The following is a 17,704-nucleotide window of genomic DNA, read 5'->3' on the forward strand; positions in this document are numbered from 1 at the left end:
AAGAGGCTCCACATGAACCAACGTCCCTTGGGCCGCTCGGGCCTGTCCACCGCGCCGCTGGTGTTCGGCGGCAACGTCTTCGGCTGGACCGCCGACGAGGCCACCTCGCACGCCCTGCTCGACGCCTTCGTCGACGGCGGCTTCAACGCGGTCGACACCGCCGACGTCTATTCGGCCTGGGTCCCGGGCCACACGGGCGGGGAGTCCGAAAGCGTGATCGGCCGCTGGCTGAAAGCGGGCGGCAAGCGGGACAAGGTGCTGATCCTGACCAAGGTGGCCATGTGGCCGGCCCAGCCGGGCCTGTCGGCGGCCAACATCGTCGCGGCGGTCGAGGGCTCGCTGAAGCGGCTGCAGACCGACTACATCGACCTCTACCAGTCGCACCAGGATGACGCCGACACCCCGATCGAGGAGACGCTGGAGGCCTTCGACCGGCTGGTGAAGGCCGGCAAGGTGCGGGCGGTCGGCGCGTCGAACTTCACCCCCGCGCGGCTGGGCGAGAGCCTGGCGACCAGCGCCGCCCAGGGCCTGACCCGCTACGAGACCATCCAGCCCAAGTTCAACCTCTTCGACCGCGACCAGGTCGAGGGCGAACTGGCGGCCCTGACGGCGCGCGAGGGCCTGGGGATCATCCCCTATTACGGCCTGGCCGCCGGCTTCCTGACCGGCAAGTACCGCACCGACGCCGATCTGGAGGGCAAGGCCCGCTCGCGGACCATCCTGCGCGACTACTGGAACGACAAGGGCAGGCGGGTCCTGGCGGCGCTGGACGCGGCGGCCAAGGCGGTGTCGGCCTCGCCGGCCCAGGTGGCCCTGGCCTGGATCATGGCCCATCCGGCGATCACCGCCCCGATCGCCAGCGCCACCAGCGTCGCGCAGCTGGACGAACTGATGGCCGCGGCCCGGCTGAAACTGCCGGCCGAGGTGGTTGAGGCGTTGAACGCGGCGGAGTGACCTGGCGCCTTTATTCCAACCCCATAGTCGCGCATCCCGGCATTCGCCGGAATGAGCGGATTTTTTGCAAACCCCAATGGGAAGGGGTCGCCCTGCGGCGCCCCCTTCCCATCACCGGCACGTCCCCCCGGCGCGCCGTCCTTTCCGTCCCCCCCGGCACGGAAAAGCTCGTGATGTCTCTCGCCCTAGGCGATCCGGCGACCGTGCAGGGTCGCCAGGCGCAGGCGCGGCGACTCCTCGTTGGCCGGGCCCAGGCTCTGGATCTTGCGGACGCCCAGCTCCGAGGCCGGTCGGCCCATCAGGCGCTGGATCATGGCGATGGGCTGGTACAGGCCCAGGAAGCGGTCGGTCTGGCCGTCGACCCCGACCATCGGGGCCAGCAGCACCTCCATGCCCACGGAAGGCGCCCCGATCGAACGGATGTCGGCGGTGATCACCACCGGCTCGCCGCGGCGACGCGCGACCTCCAGGGCCGACTTGACCTCCAGGCGGTGGGACAAGGCCCAGAAGCCCAGGGCGTCCTCGCCGCGCAGGTCGCGGGCATGCAGATCGGTGACGAAGCCGCCCGCCAGCCGCACCGGATAGCGGCCCTTGGCGTCGCGCCCGAGGATGAACACCTGGGGCAGCAGATCGAGGAAATCGCCCGGATTGACGCTGGCCCGCGCGGGCACGCCGTCGTTAACGGCCCTGCTACGCCAATAGTCTATCAATCGTTCCGTGCTTGGATGGAACATCGTCGTTCCCCTCGCGGGCTCACTCGCGGTCCCCTTTTCGACCGCACCGGGCTTGCAAGGAGAACCGTGCCAGCCCTCGGACCGTGCCGTCCTGGGACAGTTCCCCGGTCGGACGGCGGGCATGGCGTGGTTCTTGCTTGGCTTTGCGCCACGCGGCACGTCGGGGTGTTGTGAAGGGAAAAGGCCGATGCAGGCGCCGAAAATGACCTTGTCCAAGCTGTGGATCAGCCTGGCCGCCTTCGTGGGCGTGCTGGTGCTGGGCGGGGTCGCCTACGCCCAGTGCGGCAGCTGCACGCCGACGCCGCCGCCCTGCTGCAGCCCGCCGCCGGCTCCGCCGCGTCCGCCGACCCCGCCCAGCTGCAACACCTGCGGCGGCGGCCACAACGTCTATGTCCCCGGCATCAACATCCACGTCGGCGGCTCGGTCGTCGTCAACGCCAGCGCCTCGGCGACCAGCACGGCCTCGGCCGGCGCGGGGGCCGGCGCGGGCGCGGGCGCCTCGGCGGGCTCGACCGTCTATTACGGCGGCGGCACGCACGGCGGCTACTATTCCGGCCCGGTCTCGACCGGCTACATCCAGGGCCTGAACGTCGAGGGCGGCGAAATGCGCCGCCGCGCGTCCTACGAGGCCACCCGCACCCGCTACAAGCGCGTGGTCATCCGCGCCGTCTGCCTGGACGACCGCGACGTGCCCCACCCCGCCTCGCAGGTCACGCCCGACCGCGAGATCGACAACGGCTACGACGGCGAGCTCTATCGCTGCATCGCCGGCTCGCGCATGCAGTACGTGGTCGGCGAGAGTCTGGACCAGAGCAACTTCAGCGGCGAGACCTATGTCTGCGGCAAGAACGACGCCCTGTACTTCTCGCCAGGGGCCCAGGGCGGCTCGGTGGCCTGCCGGCCCCAGAAGCCGGCCCGCGACTGCAACGAGCGCTCGCTGCTGCGCCGCTACGGCGCCGGCGTGAAGGTCCTGACCATGCTGATCACCGAGAAATACACCGCCGAGCGCGAGGAGACGGTCCGCGAGCAGCAGAGCTCGGGCATGAGCCTCAGCCTGGACGGCGGCGTCGGCGGGGTCGTGTACTAGTCATAATTCCCCTCTCTCTTTGAGAGAGGGTTCAATGAAGCGCCCGCCTGTGGCACGTTTGGTCTTCGGACACCGCTCCGCACCTGAGTACGCGCACCGCCGCCCCTGCTCGCCTCGTGAGACCGTGTGCGATGACCTCCAAGACCCTTTCTGACATCACCTTCGGCCGCGCCGCGCCGGGGATCTTCGTTCGCGACATCGAAAAGGCCCTCGCCTTCTATGGCGACGTCCTGGGCTTTGCGAAGGTGTTCGAGAACGGCGATCCCGTCGGCTTCGTGATCCTGGAGAAGGATCGGGCCGAGCTCCACCTGAGCCTGGTCAGGGACCACAAGGCCTCGACCACCAACGTGGCCCACCTGATCGTCGACGACATCGACGCCCTGCACGCGATCTGCGTGGCGGCGGGCGTGCGGATCATCAAGTCGCTGGCCGACAAGGACTATGGCCTGCGGGCCTTCGTGTTCGCCGACCTCGACGGCAACCGGATCGACGTGGGCCAGCCGATCGGCGGCGCTCAAGAGGCCCCCGCGCGCTTCGAGCGCCGGAACCTGACCGGCGCGGTGTTCCATGACACCGCCCTTCCCGGAGCGACCTTCGACGACATCAACCTGTCCGCCGCCCTGTTCTCGAACGTGAACCTGCGCCAGGCGCGGTTCACCAACGTCAACCTGAGCGGCGTCGCCATCGAGGACGCCAATATCGAGGGGCTGACGATCTACGGGATCGACATCCACGCCCTGGTGCAGGTGGAGCTGGCGAAGCGCGGGCGGGGCTGACCCGCTTCACTCATTCGTTGTCATCCCGGAAAGCGCGCAGCGCTTGTCCGGGATCCAGGTGAACCGCATCGCATCAGCCCAGTCCCCTGGGTCCCGGACAGCCCCTGCGGGGCTTCCGGGATGACAACCTTTAGTTCGGATCGGCGGAGCCGCGAACCCTCAGATCACGTAGTCGTAGACCACGTCGGCCAGCGTATGGTCCATCGTCCGGGCCGGCTCTTCGCAGGTGGGGCAATTGACGATCCGGGCGGGGACGCCGGCGGCCGTGCAGTGCGGCGGCACGGGCTTGAGCACCACCGAGCCCGAGGCGATCTTGGCGTATTCGCCGATCTCGATGTTGCCCAGCACCTTGGAGCCGGCGCCCAGCAGCACGCCGCGGCCGATCTTGGGGTGGCGGTCGCCGCGCTCGGCGCCGGTGCCGCCCAGGGTCACGCCGTGCAGCATCGAGACGTCGTCGCCGACCACCGCCGTCTCGCCGATGACGATGCCGGTGCCGTGGTCGATGAACACGCCCTTGCCGATGCGGGCGGCGGGATTGATGTCGACCTGGAAGACCTCGCTGGCCCGGCTCTGCAGATAGAAGGCCAGGGTCTCGCGGCCCTGGCTCCACAGCCAGTGCGACACGCGGTGGGTCTGCAGGGCCAGGAAGCCCTTGAAGAACAGGAACGGCTGGACGTAGCCCTTGGTGGCCGGGTCGCGCTCGAACACCGCCACGAGGTCGGCCTCGGCGGCGGCGACCAGCGACGGGTCGCTCTCGAAGGCGTCGGCGGCGAACTCGCGGGCGGTCATGGCCCGCATCTCCTGGTCGCCCAGCTTGCGCGCCAGCTGGAAGGTCAGGGCGTCGGCCAGGTTGTCGTGGCTGAGGATCACGGCGTTCAGCAGCGAGGCCAGGGCCGGCTCGGCCTTGGCGGCGTGTTCGGCCTGGTTGCGCAGCGCGGCCCACACGGGCGGCGTCGTTTCCTGCGTCACGACCTCGAGATGCTTGGCCACCGGGTTCTCCCTCGCCCACGCCGCCATAGAGCATCTTTTTGAGAAATGCTCCAGACGTCCTTTGGATTCAACGGTCAAGCCGTCGAACCGTTCGCCATTTAGGAACGCGCCTAGGCCAGCACAAGTCGCGCCAGGCCCTCCGGAAGCTCGCCCTTCACCGCCATATGGTGCACGCGAAGCAGTAAAGCCACCGTCAAGGAGTCCGGCATGTGGCCGGACACCGCCGCGTCCAGCGCCACGCCGAACGGCACGCGGACGATCGCCAGGTCCTCGGTCTCGTCCGGCGCGGTCGCCGTGGGCGTCAGGTCCAGGGCCAGATAGCCGTGGCAGAACTCGTCGGTGATCGAATTGGACAGCTCCATGGTCAGGATCAGGCGCCAGTCGGCGGCCTCCAGCCCCACTTCCTCGGCCAGTTCACGCTTGGCGCCGTCCAGCGGATCCTCGTCCAGCGGCGAGCCGCCCTCGGGGATTTCCCAGCTGTAGTTGGCCCGGGGAAAGCGGTTCTGCCCCACCAGGGTCACCGTGCCGTCGGCATGCAGCGGCACGACGCCGATCGCCCGGTTCTTGAACCCGACCTTGCCGTAGAGGGCGGGCCGCCCGGTCGGCGCGATCGTCTGGTACTCGGTCAGGGTGATCCAAGGATTGTCGTAGACGATCGTTTCGCGTGTCACGGTCCACGGCGCCCCGTGCGCCTTCAGCCAGGCTGGTTTATCGGTCATGCGAACGGCTCGCGACTTGTGGCGGCCGAGGCCCGGCCATAGGTGTGCTGCCTTAGCCTGCTTTCTGGAGGTCGTCTTGACCGGTTCTGTCCCCCCTGCCCCGCAATTCGGCCAAGAGCTGCCGATCGAGCCGTCGCAGGCGGTGCTGGACTTCCTGGCCAAGCGGCGCTCGGCCTCGGCCATGAGCCTGACAGCGCCGGGCCCGGACGACGCCCAGCTGACCGACCTGCTGCGCCTGGCCGCCCGCGTGCCCGACCACGGCAAGCTGTCGCCCTGGCGGTTCGTGATCCTGCGCGGCGCGGCCAAGGACGCCTTCGCCGCGAAGATCACCGCCCTGGCCGACAGCCAGGCCAATCCGGTCAAGGCCAACGCCGCCCTGCGCAAGCTGACCCGCCCGCCGGTCGCCGTGGCGGTGATCTCGCGCCACATCCCCGGCGAGATTCCCGAATGGGAGCAGCGCCAGAGCGCTTCGGCCGTCTGCCAGCAGATGCTGCTGGCCGCCGCCGCCATGGGCTGGGGCGCCAACTGGATCACCGACTGGTATTCCTACGACCCGCGCGCCAAGGCCGTCCTGGGCCTGGCCGAAGACGAACTGGTGGCCGGCTTCCTCTATCTGGGGACGTCGACCGAATCCCCGCAGGAGCGCGTGCGGCCCGACGTGGCGGCGATCACCACCGAATGGTCCGCCGACTGAGGTCCCTTCCGGCCCCGACCCTGTTGCGTTTCGGCATCGGTCGGGCGCCTTCATGAAGGCCGCTCATGCGCAAAATGACCACTAAAAGCGCAGAACGGCCGCCCGACTAGTCTCTAGTCCCATGCCGTGGGACTTGCGAACCGCAAGGTTCGCCGTGCATCAGCTGCGACATTTTATGTAACAGTCTTGCATCAATTCGACCTTAAGCATCGGTAACTTGTCAGTTGGCCTTGAGTTGCATAAGGCCCAGCTCGACGACGTCTGCGTACTTACACGCCGACCAAAACTTTTCGGCCGACGGGGTTTATGACGCTCTCTCTTCTAATTCTCGGCATGTCCGCCGCTCTCGAAGGCGCGCCTGAGGCCGCGCCCGCGCAGCAGGAGCCGGTCGCGCAGGTCCAGCAGACGCCGCAGCAGGCGGCCCAGGCCGATCCGTACGCGTCCGAAGTCGACGCCGTCGAGGTGGTCGCCGGCAAGCCGCGCGGCTCGGTCGAGGGCGACATCAAGCCCGAGCTGACGCTGAACCCCGCCCAGATCCGCGCCTACGGCGCCGGCAGCATCTCCGAGCTGATGGCGTTCCTGGAACCGCAGCTGCGCAGCACGCGCGGCGACGGCCAGCCGGTCATGCTGATCAACGGTCGCCGCATCTCGGGCATGCAGGAGATCCGCGACATCCCGCCCGAAGCCATCGAGCGCTTCGAGATCCTGCCCGAGGAAGTGTCGCTGACCTACGGCTACCGCGCCGACCAGCGGGTGGTGAACATCGTCCTGCGTCGCCGCTTCCGCGCCCTGACCAACGAGGCCGGCGTGAAGGCCGCCACGGCCGGCGACCGCACCTCCGCCGACCTGCAGAGCACCCTGTTCCGCGTCCAGGGCGACCAGCGCTGGCTGTTCAACGGCAAGATCAGCCACGACAGCCCGCTGTTCGAGACCGACCGCGACGTCGTGCGCACGCCGTCGGGCTCGCCCTACGACCTGACCGGCAACGTCACCGGCTTCAACGGCCAGCCGATCGACCCGGCCTTGTCCGCCCTGGTCGGCAGCGACGTCACCGTGGCCCAGGTGCCCGCCTCGGCGGCGGTCACCACGCCCAGCCTGGCCGACTTCGCCACGAACGCCGGCGTCCCGGCCATCGACGACCTGAAGTCCTGGCGCAGCCTGGCCCCGAAGAACACCGCCGCCTCGCTGACCGGCGCGGTGACCCGTCCGCTGGGCAAGACCGCGATGGCCACGATCAGCGGCTCGTTCGAGGACAACACCACCCTGACCTATCTGGGCCTGCCGGGCGTCCGCCTTGTCGTGCCGGACGGCAACCCCTATTCGCCGTTCACCCAGGACGTCCAGCTCTACCGGTTCGTCGACGACTACATGGCCATGACCCGCAAGGTCGACAGCCAGAAGGCCACGGTGCAGGCGGCCGCCAACGGGCGGATCAAGGAATGGCGCTGGAGCGTCACCGGCGGCTATGTGCACTCGACCAGCGACACCACCACCGGACGCGGCCTGGACGCCTCGGCCTTCCAGGCCGGCCTGAACGCCGACGACCCCACGCTGAGTCCGTGGGGCAACATCCCCTCGCAGCTGCTGGCCCGGGTTTCGCCCGACACCGCCCACTCGACCTCCGACACGGCCAACGCCGAGGTGGTGTTCGTCGGCCGTCCGGTCAGCACCCCGGCCGGCGACGTGTCGACCACGTTCAAGGCCGGCGCCGACACCCAGACCCAGGACTCGCAAAGCACCCGCTTCGACGCCCTGACCCAGACCAACCGGGTGATCGACCGCGACATCTCGCGCACGAGCGGCAACCTGCAGACCAATGTCAGCGTGCCGATCGCCAACCGGGCCAAGGACGTGCTGCCGCTGCTGGGCGACCTGTCGCTCAACTTCAACGGCGAGTACGAGCAGCTGTCGGACTTCGGCGGCCTGACCACCCTGGGCGGCGGCTTCAACTGGACGCCGGTCGATCCGCTGACCGTCATCGTCGGCTACACCGACGAGCAGGGCGCCCCCAGCGCCTCGCAGCTGAACGACCCGATCCTGTCGACGCCCAACGTCTCGATCTTCGACTTCAAGAACAACCGCACCGTCCTGGCCACGCGCATCGAGGGCGGCAACCCGAACCTGCTGTCCGACAGCCGTCAGGTCATGAAGCTGGGCGTCACCCTGCGGCCCCTGCCCAGGGAGGCCAAGACCAACCTGCAGATCAACGCCAACTACACCGTCACCCGGATCGACGACTCGACGAACAACTTCCCGGCCATCACCGCCGACATCGAGCAGGCCTTCCCCGACCGCATCGTGCGCGACGCCGAGGGCAACCTGATCTCGGTCGACGCGCGGCCGGTGAACTACGCCAAGACCGAGCAGGAGCAGATCCGCTGGGGCTTCAACCTGTCGCGGCCGTTCGGCAAGCCGCGCCCGGGGGGCCCGGGCTTCCAGTTCGGCGGCGGCGGCCCGCCTCCGGGCGGCGGCGGTGGCGGTGGCGGTGGCGGCCCTGACGGCCCCGGCGGCGGCGGCCAAGGCCCCGGCGCGGGCGGCGGCGGCGGCGGCGGCGGTGGCTTCCGCGGCCGCAACGGCCCGCGCCCCGGCCAGGGCCAGTTCCAGGTCTCGCTCTATCACACCTGGAAACTGAAGGACGAGATCACCATCCGCGACGGCCTGCCGATCATCGACCGCTTGAACGGCGGCTCGGGCGCGGGCCCCGAGCACGAGGTCCAGCTGCAGGTCGGGGTCTTCAAGAGCGGCATGGGCATGTTCCTGAACGGCAGCTGGCGCAGCGGCTATCGCCTGAACGGCGACACGTCCGAGAAGGACCTGTTCTTCAGCGACCAGTCGACCTTCAGCCTGAACGTCTTCGCCGATCCGACCTCGCGGCCCGACCTGATCCGGGCCCATCCCTGGCTGCGCGGGACGCGGGTGCAGATGCAGGTCCAGAACCTGTTCGACACCCGCCAGGACGTCCACGACCGCCTGGGCCTCACGCCCCAGGCCTACCAGCCGGACTATCGCGACCCGATCGGCCGGACGGTGCGGATCAGCTTCCGCAAGCTGATCGGCCCGGCCCCGCCCGTGCGGACGCCGGGCGGGGCCCCGGGCGTACGCCCGGGCGTCGCGCCGCGGGGCCCGGCTCCGGCCGGCGCCCAGCCCACGCCGCCGGCCCAGCCGGCGACGCCTCGCTGAAACAAGAAGGGCGCGTCCGGCCGGACGCGCCCTTCTCTTTATTACCTGGCGGTCGGTATCAGCCCCGGCCGCGATAGGGCGCGACGCCCTGGTCGGGCACCCACAGCCCTTCCGGCGCGGGGCCGGTCTGCCAGAACACGTCGATGGGGATGCCGCCGCGCGGATACCAGTAGCCGCCGATGCGCAGCCAGCGCGGCTGGGCGATCTCGACGATCTTGCGGCCGATCTTGACCGTGCAGTCCTCGTGGAACGAGCCGTGATTGCGGAAGCTGGTCAGATACAGTTTCAGCGACTTGCTCTCGATCAGCCAGTCGCCCGGCGCGTAGTCGATCACCAGGTGCGCGAAGTCGGGCTGGCCGGTCACCGGGCACAGCGAGGTGAATTCGGGGGCCACGAAGCGGGCCAGATAGGTCACGTCGCTCTGCGGATTGGGCACGCGCTCGAGGACGGCCTGGTCGGGGCTGGCGGCGGGCTCCACCACCTGGCCCAGCTGGGTCACATGAAGTTCGGTCATGGCCGGTCATCTAGGCCCCGCGCCCTCGCGAGACAAGCGCGCGCGGTGTCGCTATCACTGGTCCAAACAAACGTTGGGACAGGAAAGCGACCATGAGCGGACGGGATTTCGACGGTTTCACGGTGGTGGTCACCGGCGCCTCCACGGGCCTGGGCCGGGCCATGGCGGTGGAGACCGCCCGGCGCGGCGCCGGCCTGGTGGTCGTCAACTTCGCCAGCAGCGCCGCCGAGGCCGAGGAGACCGCCCGCCTGATCGAGGCCGAGGGCGCCAAGGCCGTCCTGGTCCAGGGCGACGTGGCCCAGGACGCCGACTGCCGCCGAATCGCTGAGGCCGCCGCGGGCACGGGCCGCATCGACGCGCTGTTCAACAACGCCGGAATCACCAAGTTCGCGCCCAACCACGCCGATCTCGACGCGGTCGACGCCGACGACTTCCTGCGCCTCTACGCGGTCAACGTGGTGGGCGCCTTCCAGATGGTCCGCGCCGCCCGCAGCCTGCTGGAGGCCGCGCCCCAGCCCGGGGCCGTGGTCAACACCGCCTCGATCGCCGGGGTGGTCGGCAACGGCTCGTCGGTGCCCTACGCCGCCTCCAAGGGGGCCCTGACCACCATGACCCTGTCTCTGGCCCGGGCCCTGGCGCCGCGCATCCGGGTCAACGCCGTCTGCCCCGGCTTCATCGACACGCCCTGGTTCGGCAAGGCCATGGACGCCGAGCGCGTCGACCGGCTTCGCGCCGGCGCGGCGGCCGCCACGCCGCTGAAGGTCGCCTCCACCGCCGAGGACATCGCGGGGTCCGCCGTGTTCCTGGCCTCGCCCGCATCAAAGCACGTCACGGGCGAAACCCTGCTGGTGGATGCGGGCCTGCACTTGGGCGGCGCCAGCCTGGCGATGCGCTGAGGCCGCAGGTAAAGCTCAAACAACCGCGCCCCCGACACTGTGGCGCCCTACGCCACTTCTGCAGCAAAATCGTCACACTTCGCTTATTCCTTGTGCTCGGGGCGCCGTTTCTGCTGGCGATTTAACCATCGCGATTGCAACTAGGGTGTAGTCCACGACTATTCCAGTTGTGCCACAACACGCTTGCAGGCGTCGCTGGACGGCGAAGGCTCCAAACCCTTCGGTCGGCAAAACGAAATAAGGGGATAGAACACATGAAGTTCATGAAACTGGCGCTGGTCGCCGCCGCCGCTTCGGTCGCCATGGGCGGCGCCGCGATGGCTGAAGAGCTGAAGCTCTCGTACAACGCCGGCATCGCCAGCAACTACATCTTCCGCGGCATCAGCAACACCAACACCAACGGCCAAGTCTTCGGCGGCGTCGACGCCACCTACGGCATCGGCTACGCGGGCGTCTGGGCCTCGAACGTCGACTTCGGCACCCCGAACCCCGACACCGAAATCGACCTGTACGCCGGCGTGCGTCCGACGGTCGGCCCGGCTTCGCTGGACTTCGGCGTCATCTACTACGGCTACGACAAGGACAAGAACGGCGCCCCGGGCTCGTTCAGCTACTTCGAAGTCAAGGCCGCGGGTTCGATCCCGGCCGGTCCGGCCACCGTCGGCGCCGCGCTGTACTACTCGCCGGAATTCCCGGGCAAGGGCGGCGAAGCCCTGTACTACGAGCTGAACGGCTCGATCCCGCTGGAAGAAAAGCTGACCCTGAGCGGCGCCGTTGGCCGTCAGGACGTCGACGCCGAGAACTACTTCGGCGGCCAGACGACCAGCTACGTGACCTGGAACGCCGGCGTCACCGCCGCGATCAACGATCACATCAGCGCCGACTTCCGCTACTCGGACACCAACAAGAGCGACTACGGCAAGATCTATCACGCGACGGTCACCGCCTCGCTGAAGGTCGCCTTCTAAGCCACGCGCTCCAGAAGTCAGGAACGGGCCGCCTCGACACTGTCGAGGCGGCCTTTTCTTTGGCCGGAGCCCCGCCCTAGGCCTTGGGCGCGGACGGCGGGCGCATGAACAGCGCCGCCACGAACACCACCGCCGTCAGGGCCGCGAACAGCTCGAAGGCCGGGGTGAACGAGCCGACGCGGTCGCGGATCGCGCCGCCGATGAACGGCCCGGCCGCCGACACCGCCCCGATCAGGCAGGTCAGGGAGAACAGCTCGACATTGTTGCGGCGGCCGAAATAGTTCAGCAGCAGCAGGCTGACGGCCAGCACCGTCAGGCCGAACCCGACGCCCACGCCCACCGCGTACAGCGTCAGCAGCAGCGGCGTCGTGGCCCGCGACAGGGCCAGCAGGCCGACCACCAGCAGCCCCTGGGCGAAGACCAGCAGCCAGCGCGGGTCCACCCGGTCGCCGATCGCGCCGCCGCCCAGGCGGGCGACCACCTGCATGCCGCCCTCCAGGCTGAGCATGCCCGCCGCCACCGCGCCGGCCACGCCCAGCTGGGTCAGATGGGCCTGGGTCAGGCTGGCGGCGCTGATGCCGGCCAGCAGGTGGCTGAAATAGGCGGCCAGCAGCACGTAGAACTGCGGCGTGCGCACCGCGTCGCGGACGCTCCATTCGTGGTCGGTGTGATAGACGCCCGAGGGCGTCGCGCCGGCTTTGGCCTCGGCGTCCAGCTCGCGGTCCAGCGCGGCGCCCGCCTGCTCCAGCCAGCGCGGCCCGCCCACCGCCACGGCGCACAGCAGGCCGACCAGGCCGACCGCCAGGGCCTGCAGGGCCCAGTAGAGCCGCCAGTCGTTGTGGGTCGCGGTGAGCGCGCTGACCACCATCCACGGCCCGGCCACCCCGCCCAGGGCGCCGAAGGTGAAGTAGATCCCGAACGGCAGGGCGCGTTCCTTGAAGATCGCCGACAGCACGTGGGTGCCGGGAATCAGGGCCGCCATCTGGAAGCCGATCCCGCACAGGGCCGTCCCGAAGAAGTAGATCGGCAGGGCGTGGACCCGCGACAGGCAGAAGAGCCCGCCCGCCATCACCGCCACCCCGACCAGGATCGCGCCGCGCACGCCCATCCCGCGGATCAGCATGGCCGGCAGCCAGGACGACAGGCCGGTGAAGACCCCCAGGATGGTGAAGCCCAGGAAGGCGTGCTCCCAGCTCCAGCCCAGCTCCGGCACCATGGCCGGGATCACCACGCCCAGCGAGGAATAGGTCGCGGCGGTGATCAGGAACAGCAGCAGGCTGAAGACGGCGACCAGCAGCCAGGGGCGGAAGGCGCTCGCGGTCCGGGGAATCGACAGGTCGGTCATCAGAACGTCCGCTTCAGGGTCACGCGCCATTCCCGCCCCTTGCCGGGCAAGGCCCCGAGATTGGCATAGGTGTCGGCGTCGGGGGTGAAATAGAGCTTGTCGAACAGATTATCGACGTTGAGCTCGGCGGTGTACGGCCCGCGCGTCACATAGGCCGAGGCGTTGACCACGGCGTAGGCGGGATAGGTCACCGCGTCCTGCACCAGGCCCGAGGTCTTGGTCACGTGGGTGACGCCCAGGGTCGCCCCGGCCTGCCCCCAGTCGTGCCTGTCGCTGGTGTAGGCGCCGTACAGGCTGACCACCGACTTGGGGATCAGGGTGTAGTCGTAGTCGCCCGCCCGGCCCGCCAGGCTGCTGAACGTCCAGACCACATAGGAGCCGCCGTAGCCCTGGGCGCCGGGCACGCCCGCCGTATAGGCCGGGATGTACTGGAACGAGTTGTCCGGCCCCTTCACCGTGGTGTGCTGGGCGTTGGCCGTGGCCGTGAAGCTGAGGTGCTCGGACGCCAGCCAGCGGACCTCCAGCTCAACGCCCTTGGCCCGCGTGCCCTGCACCACCGGCGTCAGGCCCGACAGCTGGGTGCGGTTCTGGCGATAGGCGGCCAGCGAGCCGACCAGGGTCCCCTTCAGCAGCTGGAACTTCACGCCGGCCTCGGCCAGGTCGCTGTCCGACAGCCACGAACCGTCGGCGACCAGGTTCGGGGCCACCTCGCCCGCCTGGCTGACCTCGAGCGCCGAGGCCTTGGCGTAGCTGATGTAGGGCATCAGGCCGACCGGGGTCTGGTAGGTCAGGCTGGCGCTGTAGGTCCCCTTCCCCCGGCTGTCGGCCTGGCGGCCCGTGGGGGCGAAGGTCAGGAAGCCGGTGTCCTGGGCGGCGACGTCGTACCAGTCGTAGCGCCCGCCCAGGGTCAGGGTCAGGCGCTGGCCGAACTTGACGTCGCTGGTGAAGAACAGGCCCGTCTGGCTCCACGTGCCCCGGTTGTCGTTCTCCCATTCCAGCCCCTGGACACCGGCCGGCTCGGTGCTGAACGGGCTGTCGATGATGTCGTTGGGCTGGGCGCCGACCGAGATGTCGCGGCGGTCGATGGCGATCAGGCCGCTGTTGAAGCTCTCGCGGCGGTGTCCCTCGAACTCCCGATAGCCGGCGCCGACGATGGTGGTCGTGCTGACCGATCCGAACTCGCGCTTGAACGCATAGCTGGCCCGCGCCTCCCAGACATGGCTGTCGAACCAGGCCGGATAGCCGTAGCTGACGAAGCGCTTGTTCTCCTGGTCGTCGTAGAACAGCTGCAGCTTCAGCACGCTGTCGTCGTCGAACCGCTTGGCCAGGTCGAAATAGAGGGTGTTGGTCCGGGTCTTGGAGAAGTCGGCGGCGCTGACATAGACCGTGCGCGGGTCCAGCTTGGTGGTCCCCACGCCGGTGTCCAGGGTGTGGTTGGCGTCGCTGGCGGGGAAGCCGTAGTACGGGATGTAGAGCGCGCTGCCGAACGGGTAGGGCCCCACCTCGTTCGGGGTGATCCGGCCGTTGCCGTCGGCGTCGACCAGGCTGGTGTCGCGTCCGGTGATGTAGGTCTGGTGGTCGATCAGGTCCTGGGTCAGGCGGTTCCAGCCGGGCGTCTGGATGTCGCCGGTCGAGTGATAGACCATGCCGCCGAAGGCCGTGCTCCAGCCGTTGTTCAGGTCGAAGTCGGCCGAGACCTCGGCCAGCTGCCGCTTGGGGTGCAGGCCGCGATAGAAGCTCTTGGAATCATCCAGCTCGCCATAGGCGTAGAGCCCGCCGTCGGCCGCGCCCAACTTGACCGGCAGGGCGACCTGGCCGGTCAGGTTCTTCTTGTCGTAGGCGCCGAGCGTGGCGGTGATCTCGCCCTTGGGATCGGTCAGGAACCGGCCCTCGTCGCGCGCCGACTTGGGGATGAAGTTCAGCATGCCGCCGACCTTGCCCGAGCCGTAGATCGGGGCCGGCGGGCCGCGCACGATCTCGATCTGGGCCGCGCCGCCGATGGGGGTGGAATAGGTGCCGCGGTTCTCGACCCGCTTGAAGCCGCGGAAGTAGTTCTCGGCCAGGGTGCCGCGGATATTGAGCGCGCCCGGCACGCCGTAGAAGCTGGCGGTGTAGGTCCCCGGCGAGACGGCGGTCAGGCCGTCGATGGTCTCGATGCCGTAGCGGGTCAGGGTGGTGTCGCTGACGAAGCTGGCCGAGCGCGGGGTCTCCAGCAGCGGCTTCTCCAGGCCGAACACGGTGGTGCTGGGCTGCTTCTCCAGAAGGCCGGCCTTGTCGCGCGCCTGGACGATCACCGCGTCGACGGCGTCGCCCCCCGCGATGTTCTGCGGCGCGTCCTCGCCCCCTTCGCGCGCGAAGGCCTGGCCCGACGCGAACACGCCGACAGCCATGGCGGAAGCGAGCAGATAGGCGCGGATCGGCATCTCGAAAGCTCCAGGCCCGCCGGGGGAGCGGCGGCGAAGCTAGCAAATGGGACCTTACGCAACGTTCGTCAAAACGTTATGTGAAATTTCAGAGGAAATTATATTGAGGGTGATGACAGGAAAGCTTGGCATGGCGCCGTTTGGATCCCTCTCTCTTTGAGAGAGGGAGGGGCCCGCCGCCGCAGGCGGTGGGAGGGTGAGAGGTTTCACCCTGTCCAACAAACCCGGAGCTTTGGAGCCTTCAGATTTGGCCAGGCATCCACCTTAGGGACGGCCGTCGACGCAGGCCGTCTTCGTCAGAGCCTCGTCCTGAGAGAGTGTAACCTCTCACCCTCCCACCGCTTCGCGGCGGGCCCCGCCCTCTCTCTATGAGAGAGGGATTCCATCTACCCTTCGACCATCGGCCGAGTGGCTTCGGGCATGATGTTGAGCACGCGCATCATCGCCAGCTTGGCGCCTTCGACGTCACCGCTGGCGATCACGTCGGCCACGGCCCGGTGCTGCTCGACGTCGGCGATCAGCTCGGCTTCGGTGGCCGCGCCGAATGAGAACACCCAGTAGCGGGCGGCCTTGTGCTGCAGGGGGATCAGGATGCGGGCCAGGGCCATGTTGCCGCCGGCGCGGGCCACGGCGGCGTGGAAGCGCTGGTCCATGGCCACCAGGGACGGCAGGTCGCGGTCGCGGGCCGCCCGTTCGCCGTCGTCGAAAGCCGCGCGGATCGCCTCGGCCTCGGCCTTGCTGGCGTTGCGGGCCGCCAGGCCGGCGCAGTGCGGCTCGATCAGGGCCCGGGCCTCGTAGCCCTGGCGCAGCTCGACCAGGTCCAGCGGCGCCACCGTGGTGCCGGAGCGCGCGCGGCGGATCACCAGGCCTTCCAGGGCCAGGCGGCCCAGGGCGTCGCGCACCCCGGCCAGGCCCGCGTCGTAGCGCGCCGCCAGCGACTGCTCGTCCAGCCGCGCGCCGGGCGCCAGGCGGCCCAGGATCAGGTCCAGCAGGATGCGCTCGTAGACCTTGGCCTTCTGAAGGTCGGGCGACCAATCTTCGAGACCCGAGGACGAGCAGACGTCCAGCACCAGCATCCGGTCGCGGCCGCCCCCGGCCGAGGCGTCGTCAGGGGCCATGAACTGTCGCAAGGCGGGGCTCCGAAGGCAGTAAGCCCTGATATGTACGGTGAAATGTCAGGCCGCGCCAGGGCGGGCGCGCCCGTAAGGGCGCGCATCCTGAGATTGCCTAGAAGGCCGGCACCACCGCGCCGTGATACTTCTGCTCCATGAAGGCCTTCACCTCGGGCGAGGTCAGGGCCTTGGCCAGCTTCTGGACGCGCGGGTCGTCCTTGTTGTCGGGCCGGCCGACCAGATAGTTCACGTAGGGGCTGTTCTTGTCCTCGATCAGCAGGGCGTCCTTGGCCGGGTCCAGCTTGGCGTCGAGGGCGTAGTTGGTGTTGATCACCGCCAGGTCCACCTGGTCCAGGGTGCGCGGCAGGGTCGCGCCCTCCAATTCCTTGAACTTCAGGCCCTTGGGGTTGCTGGCGATGTCCTTGAGGCTCAGGCCGGCCTTGCCGAGGTCCAGCCCGATGACGTTGTTCTTGGCGAGAAGCCGCAGGGTGCGGTCCTCGGTCGAGGCGTCGTTGGGGATGGCCACCGTCGCGCCCTGGGGCAGCTCGGCGATCGACTTGTAGCGGTGCGAATAGGCGCCGATCGGCTCGATGTGCACGCCGATCACCGGCACCAGATTGGTGCCCTTGTCGCGATTGAAGGTCTCCAGGTACGGCAGGGTCTCGAAATAGGAGACGTCCATGCGCTTCTCGGCGACCTGGATGTTGGGCTGGACGTAGTCGTTGAAGACCTTGATCTCGATCTTCAGCCCCTGCGCCGCCAGCTTCGGCTTGATGAACTCCAGCACCTCGGCGTGCGGGATGGCCGTGGCGGCGACCGTCAGGGTGTCGCCGGCGCTGGCGGCGGGCTTCTTGGCGCACGCGGCGAGCGACAGGACGGCGAGGCTGACGAGAAGGGCGCGGCGGGCGACCATGAACGGCTCCGTAAAGGCGATTAGACGGGTCGGGTATTGCCCGTTTCCGGCTGGACCGGGAAATCAGTTTTCCTGAACCGGGGCGCAGAGTCTTGGATCATTTCGAGATCGCGCCTTGACCCGACCCGCGAACAGGTCGCCTGGATGGGGATGGCCCGAGAAACCGTCTACATCGTCCAAGCCTACAAGGCCGGCCGCGGCAAGGGGCTGAAGGCCGAGCAGCAGGTCGGCTGCAAGGACGCCGAGGAAGCCCGCCGCAAGGCCGAGCGCCTGGCCCCGCTGCGCGAGGGCGTCGTGGCCTTCGCCGCCTCGGCCGACGTCGAGCTGGGCGACTATGACGAGAACCCGGTGATCCTGTTCAAGGCCGGCCGGCTGCCGTTCCCGTTCGACCAGGCCTAG

16 protein-coding genes are annotated in these 17,704 nt (G+C 69.0%); 8 read left to right on the forward strand and 8 right to left on the reverse strand.

Annotated features, from left to right (window positions below):
• Window positions 1-12 precede the first annotated feature (12 nt).
• Window positions 13-954 (forward strand): aldo/keto reductase, encoded by a 942-nt coding sequence (locus BR39_RS0102235; protein WP_029907391.1) that lies wholly within the window; start codon window positions 13-15, stop codon window positions 952-954.
• Between the two features lie 185 nt (window positions 955-1,139).
• On the opposite strand, the gene BR39_RS0102240 is transcribed toward BR39_RS0102235, so the two are convergent.
• Window positions 1,140-1,688, reverse strand: coding sequence for a PAS domain-containing protein (locus tag BR39_RS0102240; RefSeq protein WP_029907392.1), 549 nt, complete (start codon window positions 1,686-1,688; stop codon window positions 1,140-1,142).
• A gap of 187 nt (window positions 1,689-1,875) precedes the next feature.
• Here BR39_RS0102240 and BR39_RS0102245 point away from each other — a divergent pair, with 187 nt between their 5' ends.
• Window positions 1,876-2,775, forward strand: coding sequence for a hypothetical protein (locus tag BR39_RS0102245; protein WP_029907393.1), 900 nt, complete (start codon window positions 1,876-1,878; stop codon window positions 2,773-2,775).
• A 131-nt stretch (window positions 2,776-2,906) separates the two neighbouring features.
• Entirely contained in the window at window positions 2,907-3,551 is a 645-nt protein-coding gene (locus BR39_RS0102250; protein WP_029907394.1) for a glyoxalase superfamily protein, read from the forward strand.
• 159 nt (window positions 3,552-3,710) lie between these two features.
• On the opposite strand, the gene cysE is transcribed toward BR39_RS0102250, so the two are convergent.
• Window positions 3,711-4,541 (reverse strand): serine O-acetyltransferase, encoded by an 831-nt coding sequence (cysE, locus tag BR39_RS0102255; protein WP_029907395.1) that lies wholly within the window; start codon window positions 4,539-4,541, stop codon window positions 3,711-3,713.
• 110 nt (window positions 4,542-4,651) lie between these two features.
• Window positions 4,652-5,260: an NUDIX hydrolase gene (locus BR39_RS0102260; protein ID WP_029907396.1), complete on the reverse strand. Its 609-nt coding sequence runs from the start codon at window positions 5,258-5,260 to the stop codon at window positions 4,652-4,654.
• Window positions 5,261-5,336: 76 nt separating this feature from the next.
• On the opposite strand from BR39_RS0102260, the gene BR39_RS0102265 reads away from it, so the two are divergent.
• Complete coding sequence (locus BR39_RS0102265; RefSeq protein WP_029907397.1) at window positions 5,337-5,954, forward strand: nitroreductase; 618 nt, start codon at window positions 5,337-5,339, stop codon at window positions 5,952-5,954.
• A 333-nt stretch (window positions 5,955-6,287) separates the two neighbouring features.
• The gene (locus tag BR39_RS0102270) at window positions 6,288-9,134 is read left to right on the forward strand and encodes a TonB-dependent receptor (RefSeq protein WP_081916470.1); all 2,847 of its coding nucleotides are present in this window, start codon (window positions 6,288-6,290) and stop codon (window positions 9,132-9,134) included.
• 58 nt (window positions 9,135-9,192) lie between these two features.
• On the opposite strand, the gene queF is transcribed toward BR39_RS0102270, so the two are convergent.
• Window positions 9,193-9,648: a preQ(1) synthase gene (gene queF / locus BR39_RS0102275; protein ID WP_029907399.1), complete on the reverse strand. Its 456-nt coding sequence runs from the start codon at window positions 9,646-9,648 to the stop codon at window positions 9,193-9,195.
• Between the two features lie 92 nt (window positions 9,649-9,740).
• Between queF and BR39_RS0102280 the strand changes: the two genes are divergently transcribed.
• Window positions 9,741-10,544 carry an SDR family NAD(P)-dependent oxidoreductase gene (locus BR39_RS0102280; protein WP_029907400.1) on the forward strand — a complete coding sequence of 268 codons (804 nt, stop codon included), beginning with the start codon at window positions 9,741-9,743 and terminating at the stop codon, window positions 10,542-10,544.
• Between the two features lie 254 nt (window positions 10,545-10,798).
• Window positions 10,799-11,512, forward strand: coding sequence for a TorF family putative porin (locus BR39_RS0102285; protein ID WP_029907401.1), 714 nt, complete (start codon window positions 10,799-10,801; stop codon window positions 11,510-11,512).
• 76 nt (window positions 11,513-11,588) lie between these two features.
• Here BR39_RS0102285 and BR39_RS0102290 read toward each other — a convergent pair whose 3' ends face one another.
• From BR39_RS0102290 to BR39_RS0102305, 4 genes are all read right to left on the reverse strand, one after another.
• Entirely contained in the window at window positions 11,589-12,857 is a 1,269-nt protein-coding gene (locus tag BR39_RS0102290; RefSeq protein ID WP_029907402.1) for a CynX/NimT family MFS transporter, read from the reverse strand.
• The gene (locus BR39_RS0102295; protein WP_029907403.1) at window positions 12,857-15,280 is read right to left on the reverse strand and encodes a TonB-dependent siderophore receptor; all 2,424 of its coding nucleotides are present in this window, start codon (window positions 15,278-15,280) and stop codon (window positions 12,857-12,859) included. The genes BR39_RS0102290 and BR39_RS0102295 overlap by 1 nt, the downstream gene beginning before the upstream one ends.
• Before the next feature lie 386 nt (window positions 15,281-15,666).
• Window positions 15,667-16,398, reverse strand: a complete 732-nt coding sequence (locus BR39_RS0102300) for a GntR family transcriptional regulator (RefSeq protein WP_035018122.1) — start codon at window positions 16,396-16,398, stop codon at window positions 15,667-15,669.
• A 109-nt stretch (window positions 16,399-16,507) separates the two neighbouring features.
• Entirely contained in the window at window positions 16,508-17,305 is a 798-nt protein-coding gene (locus BR39_RS0102305) for a MetQ/NlpA family ABC transporter substrate-binding protein (protein ID WP_029907405.1), read from the reverse strand.
• A gap of 150 nt (window positions 17,306-17,455) precedes the next feature.
• Between BR39_RS0102305 and BR39_RS0102310 the strand changes: the two genes are divergently transcribed.
• Window positions 17,456-17,704, forward strand: a complete 249-nt coding sequence (locus BR39_RS0102310) for a hypothetical protein (RefSeq protein ID WP_029907406.1) — start codon at window positions 17,456-17,458, stop codon at window positions 17,702-17,704.

It is taken from the genome of Caulobacter sp. UNC358MFTsu5.1, assembly GCF_000712075.1.
In the GTDB taxonomy this organism is placed as follows: Bacteria; Pseudomonadota; Alphaproteobacteria; order Caulobacterales; family Caulobacteraceae; genus Caulobacter.

What these genes read in the sequence shown, in the direction of transcription:
- BR39_RS0102235 (WP_029907391.1), top strand. Translation starts at nt 13, where the DNA reads ATGAACCAACGTCCCTTGGGCCGCTCGGGCCTGTCCACCGCGCCGCTG.
- BR39_RS0102240 (WP_029907392.1), bottom strand. Translation starts at nt 1,688, where the DNA reads ATGTTCCATCCAAGCACGGAACGATTGATAGACTATTGGCGTAGCAGG.
- BR39_RS0102245 (WP_029907393.1), top strand. Translation starts at nt 1,876, where the DNA reads ATGCAGGCGCCGAAAATGACCTTGTCCAAGCTGTGGATCAGCCTGGCC.
- BR39_RS0102250 (WP_029907394.1), top strand. Translation starts at nt 2,907, where the DNA reads ATGACCTCCAAGACCCTTTCTGACATCACCTTCGGCCGCGCCGCGCCG.
- BR39_RS0102260 (WP_029907396.1), bottom strand. Translation starts at nt 5,260, where the DNA reads ATGACCGATAAACCAGCCTGGCTGAAGGCGCACGGGGCGCCGTGGACC.
- BR39_RS0102270 (WP_081916470.1), top strand. Translation starts at nt 6,288, where the DNA reads ATGTCCGCCGCTCTCGAAGGCGCGCCTGAGGCCGCGCCCGCGCAGCAG.
- queF (WP_029907399.1), bottom strand. Translation starts at nt 9,648, where the DNA reads ATGACCGAACTTCATGTGACCCAGCTGGGCCAGGTGGTGGAGCCCGCC.
- BR39_RS0102280 (WP_029907400.1), top strand. Translation starts at nt 9,741, where the DNA reads ATGAGCGGACGGGATTTCGACGGTTTCACGGTGGTGGTCACCGGCGCC.
- BR39_RS0102285 (WP_029907401.1), top strand. Translation starts at nt 10,799, where the DNA reads ATGAAGTTCATGAAACTGGCGCTGGTCGCCGCCGCCGCTTCGGTCGCC.
- BR39_RS0102290 (WP_029907402.1), bottom strand. Translation starts at nt 12,857, where the DNA reads ATGACCGACCTGTCGATTCCCCGGACCGCGAGCGCCTTCCGCCCCTGG.
- BR39_RS0102295 (WP_029907403.1), bottom strand. Translation starts at nt 15,280, where the DNA reads ATGCCGATCCGCGCCTATCTGCTCGCTTCCGCCATGGCTGTCGGCGTG.
- BR39_RS0102300 (WP_035018122.1), bottom strand. Translation starts at nt 16,398, where the DNA reads ATGGCCCCTGACGACGCCTCGGCCGGGGGCGGCCGCGACCGGATGCTG.
- BR39_RS0102305 (WP_029907405.1), bottom strand. Translation starts at nt 17,305, where the DNA reads ATGGTCGCCCGCCGCGCCCTTCTCGTCAGCCTCGCCGTCCTGTCGCTC.
- BR39_RS0102310 (WP_029907406.1), top strand. Translation starts at nt 17,456, where the DNA reads ATGGCCCGAGAAACCGTCTACATCGTCCAAGCCTACAAGGCCGGCCGC.